12 protein-coding genes are annotated in these 13,318 nt (G+C 39.1%); 1 reads left to right on the plus strand and 11 read right to left on the minus strand.

Annotated features, from left to right (window positions below; all coding sequences use genetic code 11):
* Positions 1-37: 37 nt before the first annotated feature.
* From A5888_RS09250 to A5888_RS09260, 3 genes are read right to left on the minus strand one after another with little or no spacing between them, the layout of a single operon-like run.
* On the minus strand, positions 38-1,246 hold the full coding sequence (locus A5888_RS09250) for a hypothetical protein (RefSeq protein WP_086349983.1): 1,209 nt from the start codon (positions 1,244-1,246) through the stop codon (positions 38-40).
* A 20-nt stretch (positions 1,247-1,266) separates the two neighbouring features.
* The gene (locus tag A5888_RS09255; RefSeq protein ID WP_086349982.1) at positions 1,267-2,106 is read right to left on the minus strand and encodes a YitT family protein; all 840 of its coding nucleotides are present in this window, start codon (positions 2,104-2,106) and stop codon (positions 1,267-1,269) included.
* The gene (locus A5888_RS09260) at positions 2,106-3,233 is read right to left on the minus strand and encodes a M20/M25/M40 family metallo-hydrolase (RefSeq protein WP_086349981.1); all 1,128 of its coding nucleotides are present in this window, start codon (positions 3,231-3,233) and stop codon (positions 2,106-2,108) included. The genes A5888_RS09255 and A5888_RS09260 overlap by 1 nt, the downstream gene beginning before the upstream one ends.
* Before the next feature lie 1,166 nt (positions 3,234-4,399).
* Between A5888_RS09260 and A5888_RS09265 the strand changes: the two genes are divergently transcribed.
* Positions 4,400-5,011: a 50S ribosomal protein L25/general stress protein Ctc gene (locus A5888_RS09265; protein WP_086349980.1), complete on the plus strand. Its 612-nt coding sequence runs from the start codon at positions 4,400-4,402 to the stop codon at positions 5,009-5,011.
* A gap of 157 nt (positions 5,012-5,168) precedes the next feature.
* On the opposite strand, the gene A5888_RS09270 is transcribed toward A5888_RS09265, so the two are convergent.
* The 8 genes from A5888_RS09270 to A5888_RS09305 all read right to left on the minus strand — a co-directional run bounded on the left by A5888_RS09270 (position 5,169) and on the right by A5888_RS09305 (position 13,309).
* Positions 5,169-7,793: a YfhO family protein gene (locus A5888_RS09270; RefSeq protein WP_086349979.1), complete on the minus strand. Its 2,625-nt coding sequence runs from the start codon at positions 7,791-7,793 to the stop codon at positions 5,169-5,171.
* A 16-nt stretch (positions 7,794-7,809) separates the two neighbouring features.
* Complete coding sequence (gene lepB / locus A5888_RS09275) at positions 7,810-8,514, minus strand: signal peptidase I (RefSeq protein WP_086349978.1); 705 nt, start codon at positions 8,512-8,514, stop codon at positions 7,810-7,812.
* A gap of 17 nt (positions 8,515-8,531) precedes the next feature.
* Entirely contained in the window at positions 8,532-9,302 is a 771-nt protein-coding gene (lepB, locus tag A5888_RS09280) for a signal peptidase I (RefSeq protein WP_086349977.1), read from the minus strand.
* 24 nt (positions 9,303-9,326) lie between these two features.
* Positions 9,327-9,992, minus strand: a complete 666-nt coding sequence (locus A5888_RS09285) for a hypothetical protein (RefSeq protein WP_086349976.1) — start codon at positions 9,990-9,992, stop codon at positions 9,327-9,329.
* A gap of 21 nt (positions 9,993-10,013) precedes the next feature.
* Positions 10,014-11,102 carry a DUF916 and DUF3324 domain-containing protein gene (locus A5888_RS09290; protein ID WP_086349975.1) on the minus strand — a complete coding sequence of 363 codons (1,089 nt, stop codon included), beginning with the start codon at positions 11,100-11,102 and terminating at the stop codon, positions 10,014-10,016.
* A gap of 230 nt (positions 11,103-11,332) precedes the next feature.
* Complete coding sequence (locus tag A5888_RS09295; protein WP_086349974.1) at positions 11,333-12,094, minus strand: WxL domain-containing protein; 762 nt, start codon at positions 12,092-12,094, stop codon at positions 11,333-11,335.
* A 29-nt stretch (positions 12,095-12,123) separates the two neighbouring features.
* Positions 12,124-12,927, minus strand: coding sequence for a WxL domain-containing protein (locus tag A5888_RS09300; RefSeq protein WP_086349973.1), 804 nt, complete (start codon positions 12,925-12,927; stop codon positions 12,124-12,126).
* Between the two features lie 4 nt (positions 12,928-12,931).
* The gene (locus tag A5888_RS09305; RefSeq protein ID WP_086349972.1) at positions 12,932-13,309 is read right to left on the minus strand and encodes an LPXTG cell wall anchor domain-containing protein; all 378 of its coding nucleotides are present in this window, start codon (positions 13,307-13,309) and stop codon (positions 12,932-12,934) included.
* Positions 13,310-13,318 lie beyond the last annotated feature (9 nt).

Consider the following 13,318-nt stretch of genomic DNA (forward strand, 5'->3'; position numbering starts at 1 on the left):
ATCCAGTCTCCCACTGCATTTTTTCTATCCTATCTAGCTAGCCACCGATCATCAAGCCAACAATCAGCCCACCTGTAAGAACAGAAGTGATCGTGATAGTTGAGAATCCCGCCGTCACCATGATCGGTAGTAGATTCTGTTCAATCACAGCTATCTCTTCTTCTGTCTCTCCAACTGCTGCGGCAGCTTCCTTTGTCAGTACCATCGTACCCGGAAAACCAAAGAGAGTGGTCATTCCAACTGCTATAGATAATGGACCAGAATAACCAACTGCTTTTCCAAGAAAATAAGAAGCTATGAAAATGACCAATACCCCTGCAACAAGGTAGAAAGCAATCGGTCCAATCAAATTCAGCAAATCAGCTGGAACAATATCAGCTAACGGACCAAATGCAATGACCATTATTGAAATCATCAGCAAGCCAAAACTATCTGTTGACGACAAGGCATTAGGCTTCAAAATCTTGAAATGTCTTAAAATGATCCCAAGTAATAAAGCAATCACAAATGTGTTGACATAGCCGTTACTCAGGTCACTTAGTAGGCGGGCAACATATACAGTTGCTCCTAATAGAAACAATGTACCGTATGCCGTCTGTAAAAACTCTGGAAGAATACTTTCTTTCCCTTCTTTGACATTTTCCTTTACTTCATTTTCATAGAAAGTCAAATTGCCCTTTCTGTATTCACCACGAACCCGAGTAGCTTCCTTTTTCAAAATATTTGCTGTGACCAAAAATCCGACAAGATTCTTCAGGTTAAGTATCAGCAATGGGAAAACAGCTAATAGGTAGCCTGTCAACAAGCCCAAATCACCACCAGCGCCCATGATTTCAGCAACCTTATCTTGCACCATCAGTATCGACAAGGTCCCTCCTGTGATTGCAGCAGTACCTGCTACAGCAATATTTCTATCAAAAATAAACTCTCCGATAAAAATCAAAACCAGCGTCAGCACAACGACTGTAATCGAACCAATGACAAAGGTTCGCCATTGAGCTTTCAAATCTTCAAAGCTCATCATCGTACCCAAATGTACAATAATGATTCCTACTACTGCATTCCCTATACCGAGTAATCCCGAGTTTTGAATCAGATCATGCGGCAGTAAATCAGCTGCAAAACCTATCAAAAAAATCATAGAAGCAACCAGCATCATTGAAATCAGTGCCTTCGTTTTAGATGAGACAAACTCCCCAACCGTCCAAATCAACATAACAATTGTAAAAGCCAATATTGGTTCCATTTTTATTCCCCCTTGTTTGGTTATTGTATTGGATGATACGTAAAGCCCAGTCCGTGAACTTCAGCAACATTATAAGTGATAACAAAGCTCTCAGGATCGATCTGATCAATGACCTTTTTCGCCTGCGGGTATTCCTGATTTGCAACAACGATCAGAATCATCTCCCGGCCATAATCATCTTTTCCGCCTCGAATATCAAAGATCGTCATCCCACGATTCATTTCAGTTTGGAGCTGTGTCCTCATTTCCTCCGCATGAGTCTGACTGATGATCATAATTGCTTTCCTTCGTTTTAACCCAGTCTCAATGTAAGTCATAACAGCCGATGTGATCCCTATTGAAAGAATGGCAAAGAGAAACTCTTCAAAACCAAAAACATAAAGACTCATAAAGACAATGACGACATCGGTCAAAAATAATCCCAAAGAAGTATTCAGTCCAAAGTATTTTTCAAAAATCAGTGGCGGAATCGTTGTCCCTCCACTTGAAGCCTGTATTTTATACAAAAGAGCAACACCAACAGCAAAGATGATACTCCCAAATACCACAGAAAGTAATCGATCCGTTGTCAACATAATTTCAGGAACCAGTCGCAAGGCAATTGGAAAAAGGATACTGCCATATAGTGTATTCAAAAAGACTTTTTTCCCAAGGGTAACTGCCGCTACAATCAAGAGAACAATATTGAATCCTAAAACAACCCATGCACGATCAATGCCTATCATGTGTTCAAGTAGAATCCCAATACCACTTACACCACCGGCCGCAATATGATGCGGCCCCAAAAACATGTTGATACTCAAAGCCAGTAGCAAAACGGCCACTACTATTTTTAAAATATGTTTGATCTGCTTTTCCATTACTGCACCTCAATTCTCCTCGGAGAATGCTTCGCCAGTTCAATGACCAGTAAAACAGCCTTTTCCATTTCTTCAACTGGAATGTACTCTTCCGTGGTATGGATTTTTTCGTAACCTACTGAAAGATTGACGACTCGCTTTCCATTCGCATTAAAAACATTCGCATCACTTCCTCCACCGCTTGTCTCTCTTATGATGTCATAGCCAAGCTCTTCGCCTGCAGCCAGAAGGACTTGCATGACTTCCTCATCGTCACTTACATCAAAACCTGTTGCCATCTTTTTAATATCGATTGCCACCGTTCCACCGTGAAGAGAAGCTGAAGTTTCAAATGCACCAATCATTTCAGTGATCAACGTATCCGCTTGTGCTGGATCAATGGCACGAACCTCTCCTTTTACTAAAAGAGAATCCATTACGATATTGGTTGCCTCTCCTCCTTGGATGACACCAATATTAGCTGTTGTCCGCTCATCAATTCGTCCGATCCTTATATCCTTTAGCGCATCAGATAAGATAGCAACTGCTGAAATGCCTTTTTCCGGTTCAAGCCCAGCATGCGCTGCCTTTCCTATTATAGAAACTTCATACATGAATAAAGTAGGACTTGCAATCGTCACACGGCCTACAGAACCACCACTATCAAGAACGTAGCCCATATCCGCTTTTATGCTTTCCATATCCAATGCCGAAGAACCAATCAAGCCGATCTCTTCGCCTGGTGATAAGACAAACTCCAAATCACCGGTATCGATCTCTTCTTCTTTTATTCTCTGAATCGCTTCGAGCATGATGGCAATTCCTGCTTTATCATCCGCGCCAAGAATCGTTTCACCTTTTGAATAGAGAATCCCGTTTTCTTCTATCATTTGAACACCATTTCCTGGAGTCACTGTATCCGTATGAGCTGAAAACAATAATGGTTTTCTTTCGTTATTGCCTTTAAGAGTTGCTATCATATTATTTGCACCTAACCCCGTCGTCCACATGCTTTCATCTTCATTTACATCCAATCCAAAAGAGAGAAATTTCTTCTTAAGAAAATCATGAATTTCCGCCTCATTTCCTGAAACCGAATCAATTGTTACCAATTCTTCAAACATCTTCACTAATCTTGTTGTACTCATTTTGACCACTCCTATTATTTTTAATTATTTTAAAAAGAAATTTAAAATAGATATATTCCTTCTTCGATTTAAACTATAACAAAATAATTAATTAAATTAGGATCAGCTTTTTCACAAAGAACTGAAAAAAACGACTTCTATTCTCCAGCTTTGAGTCAGTCAAAACAAAAATATCCATATAGGTCCAAATTTTGATTTGAGTATAGTCCTTAATGAAAACGCGGTCAAAAATTAGGATTTCTCTCCTATTTATTGATAATATTCAGTAACTTCTTTTATTCTTACCTCTGATAGTTTCATCGATTTGCCCACAGGCTATTGATTTTGCAAGCTTACTAGTATGAAATAACATTAGTAATGAGCTTTTTTAAAATTCTCACAAAATTCAAATTTATTTAATAAATTAAACATTTTTTTCTAATATAGTTAACTTATCACTAAAAGAACATCTGCGAATCGCATACCTGATTCACGATGCACATAGAAAACGACATAGAACAGCACATATTTTAGTGATACATTCATTATGAAGGGATGTGGTAATACGAGTTATCTTAGATCAGATGCATTTCATATTTTTTTGCACCAACATAGTTCGAAGAATGCTTTAAACACCCTCCTTACTGGCAGGTACTATGAAAAGAATTTCTCACAAAACTCTTTTTAAAGGAACTGCAGCATAAAGAATTCTGAGTTCTCCTTAAAAAACAGCCTAACGAAATCTTCAATGATTTCGTTAGGCTTTTACTTTGTGTGATAATTGCCACCTTTAACTTCCCTAAAATGCTAGCAAAGCTACCTGTCCTCAGCAAACCGCAAAGATATGGCTTTTGCACTTACAACAACCTCCCTGTTCTCTTTCATCAGGCACTGAATAATACCAAGAAAACCAGCTTGGGATTACTAATTCCACTTGTCGATCAAAAATAGAAATAGTCGCTTTGCTTGACTTCATGTCAAAACCGCGTTATGGTTAAATAGTAAAGTGAATATCATAGGTTTCTCAAAAACAGCGTAATGACCTGGAAGAGAGAGGTATCATAGTAGAATTTCCAGGGGACGATTATGTTAAGATCGCCCTCTTTTTGTATAGTTGTGAAATTCTTTTATGTTGCATTTTGGTTAACCAAATAAATTCACTCACTATTGAAGGAGGAATTTAGGTTATGTCAGTTTCGTTAGAAGTTCAAGAAAGAGCCGTCCGTCCCCGTTCACTTAGAAATGAGCTACGTCACTCCGGAAAAATCCCTGCTGTTGTATATGGTTATCAAATCGAAAGTACACCAATCACGGTGGATGAAAAAGAGTTAACAAAAATCCTACGTGATAATGGAGCCAATACAGTTATCACACTTTCTGTTGGTGGGAAAAAAATCAACACGTTAGTATACAAAACACAGCTTGATACATTCACAAGTAAAATCAAGCACGTAGAATTTTTAGCTGTAAACATGTCAGAAGCAACTGAAGTTGAAGCAGAAATCCTATTGACTGGTGAGTCTACAGGTGTGAAATCAGGTGGTGTGCTTGCACAAAATCTGTATTCTGTCCTTGTCTCAGCAACACCGGAAAATCTACCGGAAAGTGTCGAAGTTGATATCAGTAATTTAGCGATCGGTGATGCGATAACCGTTGCAGACCTTCCGAAAAATGATAAATTTACGATTGTAACAGACGGTGAAGAACAAATCGTCAGCATCGTGGAAGCACAAGAAAATATTGAAGAAACTCCGGCTGAAGCTGCAGAGCCAGAAGTAATCGGAGAAGATAAAGAATAAAAAATACCTCAGCTAAACAGCTGAAGTATTTTTAAGAATCGATCCATATGACTTTCCCTTTGGGAAAGTCATATGGACTTTTCTTTTATTCGATCTGATACTTTACTTCCCATCGTTCTTATAGAACAGTTCATCATAACGCATGATTTTCTGCTCTTCATTTTTTCACTCGTTCTATTTTTCGATCATTTAACCACCAAAGATAGCCAATGAAGCCACCCATACAAACAACCAATAGCAAAGCGCCTACAAGCAGGCCTTCCGGAAGAAAGACAAACTCGATCGTATGCTTTCCAGCGCTTATCGGTAAAGTTAATAAAGCTTGCTTGAACATTGGAATCTCAACACGTTTTCCATCTATATAAGCTTTCCAACCTTTATCGTAGGGAATACTGGTAAACAGTACTTGATTTTGCTCTAAGTCAACCTCAGCAGCAGCTTTTCGTCCAGCTACCTTCAGCTCTACACCTTTTTTCTGTACAGTTTCTACAGCACGGACAAACGTATCTGTATCTAATAATGCTACATCTGGTTGAACGATTTGAAAAACATTCTTTTCTTCCTTAAGATTCGTGATCTTCATTTTAAAGGTCACGCTCTTAGCCTGCTCATAGTAGCCTAAGGAATAATATTGTCCGGTCTCTGCTACTGAACTCTCGTAAGCCACTCCATCAACTTCCAAGTTAATCAATGGCGCACCAAATGTGTAGTAATCAACAGGATAGATACTCACGTATGCTTGTTTTTTCGCAGGAACCTCTACCGTCCACTCCAGTTCGATTGGTTCCTCCCAGTTTTCAGGTGAGTAAGTAACCACATCCGTCACGTTTATTTTATCCTTATCTATTTGAACATTTTTAGTAGAACGTAGTTCGATTTCCTTAAAAGTAAAAAAGTCTTCATTCATTTCTGCAAGATGATTTAGAAGTGTTGCTTGTGTTTCCACTGCCCCTTCTTTATAAATTCCCTCATCTGTCAAAATGCCTAGTGGTAGAGTATTTTCATTTTCATAAAGACTAAAGTCACCATGAGTGCCAATTTTTTTATACCCAAACTTCAAGCTATCCTCTCGTGCAATATTGTACTTTATACCTGTAAGAGAATCCATCAGCAAGGTATTATTTGCATACCGGATATTCAAGTTCGTCCCCAACGATCGATAGCCTAAAGCGTTCAAATAATAGGAAGAGTGACGGTTACGAATAGAGGAAAACATATTTATCCCGCTATACCCATAATTAAATCCGTCATTTGCCGAAACTGGATTCAGATTTTCCATTCGATAGAAGGAAGTATTCTCTTCCTTGGTTTGATCAACTAATGTCTTAATCGATTCATAGGGCTCTGCATAATATTTACGACTGGGATAATGCCATTCTACTGCAATTCCATTAATGATACCATACCCATTCATCCCCGCCTCCAAACAGACGATTAAAAGTAAAAAGCAGCCTAGCCATTTATGTTTTTTTAGCTTCTTGATGAAAAATAAACTGAATAGATATAACATAAGAAACACTACAGTCAAAACAAAGCTAAACCAGCTTAAATAGCTGTAATCCTCATCATTATTTGTGATTAAACGAACGACTAAATAGGCACCTAAAAGCCCCAAAACTAGTGTAACCAATTGATCAAAGTCTTCTCGTTCATATTTTTCCCAACCATATCCGGCAAGGGTCAACACAAGAAATGAAAAGAGAAAGCTGAAACGGAAATTAAACATATTCGGTATATGCATTCCCTGCCAGAGCAAGTTCAATGGTTCGATATAAAAACTGATAGCCAACAAGAGCAGTAGACCGCCAAAAGAAAGCTTGGTAAGGCGCGGTACTTTTTTTGTTAGAAAAAAGAAAAGGCAAAATAACAAGCCAAATAATCCAACATAAATAAACGGTGTGGAGTACAGCTTTGTACTATCGTAGATTCCAACCATGTTCTTAATGACCAGATCCCAAGGTCCAGTCGTTTGTGTCTTTAATTGCGAAATTTTACTGAGTGCCTCACCATTATTTCTCAAATCAAGAATCGTTGGTAAAATCATGATCATTGAAGCTCCGCCAGCTAGAAAAGACGTGATTAAATACATCGGAATACTACTCTTGTAACACTCGCGATCCGTCAATAATCTAGCGATAAAATACAGGAGTGAAAACACACCGACCATAAATGCCATGTAAAAATTTGAAACAAATAACAAAAAATAACTAACAAACAGCACTATGGGTTTCTGCTTATCCATAATGCGATGGATTCCTAGCGTAATCAAAGGAAGATACATCAATGCATCCAACCACATAATGATTTCTGAATAGGCTAGTGTAAAGGACATTAACGCATAAGAAACACTAAGTATTACATGCCCCCATTTAGGCAGATGAAAGGTCTGAGAAGAAAATATCCAGAACCCTCCGCCAATACACCCAATTTTAAGTAATGTCAAAAAATAGAGAAAGTCCGGCATTTCGATATTTTCAAAGAAAAGTACTAGTGGGCTGAAAATCCCCCCTAAATAGTACGCAATAAACGCCCAATAGTTCAACCCCATTGAGCTGTTCCAATTATAAAAAATACTTTGTTCGCCTTTAAAAACATTATTTAGGCTGGCAAAAAAATTGGAATACTGTGAAAAAGCATCACTGGCTAGAATCGTTCGTTGCTCGCTTCCTAGATAAACACCGATTTTTGCATAGATGAGCACCATAATGAGCATCGGTAAAAGTATACTTAAACCAGCAAATGCTCCCTGCGTTTTAATGAATGAGCCCATTTTTTTCTTCATATATACTCTCCAATCTTTAGTGAACAAAACCGAAACGGTCAAACGGATAGAAGCGAAAGTTCACAACACCCTCAATCTGTTCCAGATCAATCAGGCCAATCGATCGGCTGTCCTTAGAATTCTGCCTATTATCACCTAAAACAAAATAAGTCTTTTCAGGTATCTGCACCAAGTGTGCCAACTCCCTTTGGCTTTCTTCGGAAAGCGCAACGATCGTCGTACTATCTGGCAACTGTCTCGCCTCAATCATTTGAGCTATCTCTTTTTGACTGATACCGTTTCGAAATAAATAAAGACGATCGTCCTTGATATAAATAGTATCTCCTGGTGTCCCATACACACGCTTTACAAAAGATGAGCCAGGTTCTTCCTTTGGCTCAAAGGTAACAATATCATAGCGCTGAATCTCTTTTCCCTTATGTGTCAGCAGTCGTTCTCCATCTCGAAAAGTTGGAAACATTGATTGTCCATCGACTTCATGGGACCGAAAATTGAGCATAAAATAAAAGCAACAATAGATGAATAATAGGAAGAGCAACAGCTCCATTATTTCTGAAGCTTTTTTTACTCGCTTTCTCCAAAAAGAGATATGCTTTTGCCGTTGCATTCTCATCTTTTCTCCTGATACTTGTTTTCTATACTTTCGTTGTGGATTCGATGGACCTTTTTTTCGGACGTTCGCAGCCTCCGATGTACGACGTCTTTTCTTTTTATTCTCCATACCTAGACCTGTCTTCCTTACAATTTCATCATTTCATGAAAGGGAAAAATCTTCATTGATGCGACACCGATGATATCCTTTGCATCGATCAGCCCATAAAAACGACTATCCGAAGCAAACATTCGATTATCTCCTAATACAAGGTATTTTCCATCTGGAATCACACCTCGTTCTGTCCCTGAGATCTCTTGGCTTGTAAAATCTTCTGTCAGCCGATACCCCTCTTTCCTTGCAAGCTGTACTTGCTCAATCAGGAACCGTTCCACCTTTTCTTCTCCATTTACCCATAGCCGTTCTTCCTTGTATACCAGCTCTTCTCCAGGAAGTCCGACAATGCGGCGGACGGACACCTCGCCTTTGCGTCCCGGTACTCGAAAGTAAACAAGGGAAAATCGTTCGACTTTCCCTAATCGGTTGACAAATAGGCGGTCTCCTTCTTCAAGCTCATTCAGCATGCCGTATCCCTTTACCTGTGGCATCGTAAAGGTAAATAACGAAATTACATAAACAAGCAAAATAGCGATTAAACTGCTTAACAACAGTTCCAAAAGAAGCTTCTGATAGTTTCTCCTACGCTTTTTTCCTTTTATAGTAGAAATACGATATCCACAAAGAAGATGATTTGTCCCATTTTTAGTTTTCAATTGCTTCTCTCTGACAGTTTTTTTCTTTTCCTGTCGTTTGTTCAGCATTGTATCCGGACGCTTCTTTTGCTGTTTCTTTCTCTTCCTTTGAATATATGCTTTTGATGATGTACGCTCGGTGTTCTTTTTTGAAGATTGGGTCATCAAAAAAACTCCTTTACTTCAGACTCACTTGTTTTCCTTCAGAGAAGACTCGTTGATTCGGAAATATTTGAACACCTTTTTTTGATTTGTTTTTGTTTTTTTCATATCTGATAGATACCCTGATAACGTATCTTGATCACTCAGTGTTTCAAAGGTTTGGCTTCCTAGGTTCAGTCCCAATTCCTTCATATTCACATAGAGCCGATTCAACTCTTTTTGTCCTTCCATGCTTAAACGTCTATCTGCGGTCCGCACCCCATAATTAGCAAGTCGGGCCGCCAGATCATAGATATTCTCCTGAATTTTTTTAGGGTTATCCGTTTCATGAATTTGATTCAACTGCTCTTCGATGTTTGATAAAAGATAATGACCTTGAACTAGCGCCTCGGTATCTTCTTTTCCTAAATTTGTCGCTTGATAGTAACGAGTATAAAAAGCAGTTCCTCCGCCCAAACAAGCTATGACAAAAAACAATACAAAGAAACGAATAGAAGCACTCTTTTTCTTTTCAAGTATTCGGCAGGTACGACGCCAACGTTTTCGTTTTCTCTTTTTTCTTGGTTTTGCTTGTTTCCACTTTTTCACTTTGGAGGTATTTACAAGAACCAACACAAAATAGACCCAGGCAAGAACCAGAAAGAAAATTGCAGCAGAACATGTACCGATAAACAACCAGTCAAGTATCTCCATTTTTAAGCCTCCTCCGTCAATCTACTTTTTCTTTTTTCGCTTTGAAGAGGCATTTTTTCTTTTGTTTTGCTTATTCTTCTTTTTAAGAAAACGAATCACTAAGAAGATGATCAAAATCAATAGTAGTAGTCCGCCAACGATCATCGCTATCAGCAACCAATTAACACCAGCATCTTGAACCAATGTCAGGTCCTGATCATTAAACTTATCTGCTTCCTCATCTGTAATCTTGAACGCTTCTTCCCATTGCCATTTACCACCAGCTTTTGTTGTTACAAGAATCTTTGCTCGATATTCTCCCGGAACCATTCGCTCCCCGTTCATTGAAACCGGAAAATCAATCAATGAATTCGGTGCCATCCGCATGTTGGCTTTTTTCGTATCATATAAAACCTCATCAGATGCCTTCCCCATGATTTGAACATCAACTGTCATATCTTCTGTGTAAACAGGCTGAACATTGGAAAAATTGATAAAAATGGCATTTCGAAAATTATTCAAATCAGGATAAACGCGGTTTAGCTTCATATCTTGATTTATTTCATTTGTATCTGCCTCACTCAACAGAATACCCGTTTGATAGGCAAGCTTATTGATGATCATCCCTTGATTCGTATCTGTTTCCTGTCCTTGTGCATCTTTTTGTTGGATAGTGACTGCTCCTGAAATGTACCCCTCAAAAGAAGCTTCCGGCATCGTGATCTCCATATTCAGCATTTCTGAACTATTTGGTTGAATGACTACTTCTTCCGGTGCTTTGACAACATCCACAAAATCATACTTTAGTGATGCATCCTTCTCAATGTCATTTTTACTGTATTCAATAACCCCATTGCTATTCGTTTTAGCTCCATTTAAACTGACCAATATAGTAATTTCTTCATCCGATGAGTTATTAAGCTGCATTTGGATCGTTTGTTGCTGACTCGGCTCCATACGTAAATCGTAGTAACCTACCTCAGAATTATGTTGATTTTCCGGTAAAATCACCTTATAAGAAAATCCCTTTAGTGCTTGTTGATTTTCTGCTGCGTTTACTGCTGTTGAAAATCCCACAAGCATTCCTACTATGTAAATAAAACCTAATAGCTTAACCGCTTTTTTGATCATTCCGTGTTCCTCTCTCTTCTCTTAAAAATAAGACGAGCTTGAGACCTAATAAATCCTCAAGCTTGTATCATGCACTACATCTGAAAAAAGGACGGAACAGAAGCAACTCTTTCATAAGTAAGTAGAAATTTATCTAAAATTTGTAAAGCAATTTTCATAAATTTTTTCTTCTGTTAAAAAGCTGAATACTTCTGTCCCGACCACGACTCTTCAATCGCTAATTAAAAAAATTAGTTAGCGTCTGTAATGGTCCAAGTGATTTCTGCTGTATATTCACTTGCTTTCAATACATTTGTTCCTGGTACGTTTAGTGTAATACCATCGTATGTTCCTGCTTTTGCATTTGCGTTAGTGTCGAACATCAATTCAAATACACCGAAACCTTTACCAACTTCTTTGTTTGTGTAGAAAGGTTGTACTGTGTTTAGAGCCAATGTTTGAGTTGTTGTTGCAGCTAAAGATGGTTTTGTCGCAGCATTTGTTCCTGTTACTAATGAAATTTTCTTGTAATCCAATGTTGAACCGTCTAATGTTTGACCAGCAGCGTTTGTGAATTGTTTTGTCAATTCAGCATTCACTGTCCACCAGTTATTAGCTGTTGCTGCATCCGCACGAATATCTTGGAAACGAACAAAGTGAGCTGTTGTTTGAGATGAACCTGGATCAGTAAATGGTAATGCATCGTAAGACTTATCCGCATCATTTGCTACGATTTTATGTGTATCGAAGTCCATGCTTGTTACAGAAACCAATTTCAATGCCCCTGGATTAGGGTTTTGAGAAGGCTCAGTCATTGGCGTACCAGTAGATTCACCTGGCGGTAAGTTTGTTGGATTGGTTGTATCATCTGTTGTAAATTTGATTTTCCCTTCGCCAACACCAGTTGTTGCATCTGGATAGCCCGGTGCTGCTTTTGTAATTGATGGTACTGCAAGTCCTAGTCCTAGTACTGCTAAAAGTGCAGCGCCAGTTAATTTGTGTGAAGTTTTCATGTGTGTTCCTCCTAATTTGTGTGTGTTATTTATGGTAGCTCAGATAAAATCCAAGTTATCACCGTTGTGTATGTTACCGGATCCTTTTTAGTTGCCCCCGGTATAGACAAACTTAATGCCTTGTTTTGATAAATCGCTTTATTATCGTATGCCGGATCTGTTACGGGATTGCCGTCAGCATCCAACCTTGGAATCAGCGTGTCCTTCATACCATTCTCATTTTCAATAGATGCGCCAAAAATGATCGACCAGGTACCTTCTCCCGTGTTTGCTTTCGCCTCAGCTAAGTTGTATGTCTGACCGATATTATCGATTCGAATGACATCTTTTTGAACAATCGGTGCCTCATCGGCTCCTCTAGTCGAATTCGCCCATGAACTTCCAAGGGAGATGACCGAGCCGTCGAGCTCTTTATTTTCTGCTGTCTCATTTTTAAACTGTGTTTCCTGACGAAGCTGCAGCAGCCAACCTTTCCCCGTTCCACGAAAATCTGAGACTTGAACAAAATTCCCTCTAGCTCCCGTATTTCCATGAAAAAGCTGCGCGTTTCCGTAGACCAGCACATCTTCATCCACTTTGGCATTTGCCCAAAAGTTGAACTGAGGAACAAAATCGATGCGCAATTCCCCGTCTGTTGAAGGGCTTTCGCCTGGATCGACCGCTTGGTCTGGATACTCAGGATCCTTGATTTCTTTTTCATAGGAACCTTCAAAACCGATACTTACTTCACCAGACCAAGAACCGGCTTCTGCTGCCGCTGTTTCAGAGAAGCTGAACAGAGCTGCAGAGAATAGTGGTAGCAACAACATTGTTGCTAGTTTTACTTGCTTCATGCTGTCAATACCCCTTTCCTTCTCCGGATGCCTGTTCTTTTCTCCGTTTCACGTAGAATAGAATCAAAGCGATCAATAGCAGTGCCGCGCCGCTGATTCCTAAACTTTTCTTTATCAACTCACCTGTTGAAGGATACTTTCCTTGCGGTTTTGAGCCAGAAGGCTTTGTCGGTTCTGTTGTAGGAATTGTTGGTTCAGTCGTCGAGCTAGGCTCTGTTGAACTACTTGAGTCTGTGCTTTCTTCATAGAAAGAAATGACACCGTTCGTCTGTACTGCACCACCGTTTTCTGTTGCAAACCCAATAGCTGGTTTGCCCAAAAAGATAAACGCCATGACAACAACAGAAATAAAGAGCGATGAGAATAGCTTTATTCGTTTCATGTTTCTTTC

It is taken from the genome of Enterococcus sp. 9E7_DIV0242 (assembly GCF_002140975.2).
GTDB classification, from domain to species: Bacteria; Bacillota; Bacilli; order Lactobacillales; family Enterococcaceae; genus Enterococcus_L; species Enterococcus_L clewellii.

Coding starts and splice junctions, on each gene's coding strand:
- A5888_RS09295 (WP_086349974.1), bottom strand. CDS start 12,094: ATGAAAACTTCACACAAATTAACTGGCGCTGCACTTTTAGCAGTACTA.
- A5888_RS09260 (WP_086349981.1), bottom strand. CDS start 3,233: ATGAGTACAACAAGATTAGTGAAGATGTTTGAAGAATTGGTAACAATT.
- A5888_RS09250 (WP_086349983.1), bottom strand. CDS start 1,246: ATGGAACCAATATTGGCTTTTACAATTGTTATGTTGATTTGGACGGTT.
- A5888_RS09305 (WP_086349972.1), bottom strand. CDS start 13,309: ATGAAACGAATAAAGCTATTCTCATCGCTCTTTATTTCTGTTGTTGTC.
- A5888_RS09290 (WP_086349975.1), bottom strand. CDS start 11,102: ATGATCAAAAAAGCGGTTAAGCTATTAGGTTTTATTTACATAGTAGGA.
- lepB (WP_086349978.1), bottom strand. CDS start 8,514: ATGGAGAATAAAAAGAAAAGACGTCGTACATCGGAGGCTGCGAACGTC.
- A5888_RS09265 (WP_086349980.1), top strand. CDS start 4,400: ATGTCAGTTTCGTTAGAAGTTCAAGAAAGAGCCGTCCGTCCCCGTTCA.
- A5888_RS09255 (WP_086349982.1), bottom strand. CDS start 2,106: ATGGAAAAGCAGATCAAACATATTTTAAAAATAGTAGTGGCCGTTTTG.
- A5888_RS09300 (WP_086349973.1), bottom strand. CDS start 12,927: ATGAAGCAAGTAAAACTAGCAACAATGTTGTTGCTACCACTATTCTCT.
- A5888_RS09285 (WP_086349976.1), bottom strand. CDS start 9,992: ATGGAGATACTTGACTGGTTGTTTATCGGTACATGTTCTGCTGCAATT.
- A5888_RS09270 (WP_086349979.1), bottom strand. CDS start 7,793: ATGAAGAAAAAAATGGGCTCATTCATTAAAACGCAGGGAGCATTTGCT.
- lepB (WP_086349977.1), bottom strand. CDS start 9,302: ATGACCCAATCTTCAAAAAAGAACACCGAGCGTACATCATCAAAAGCA.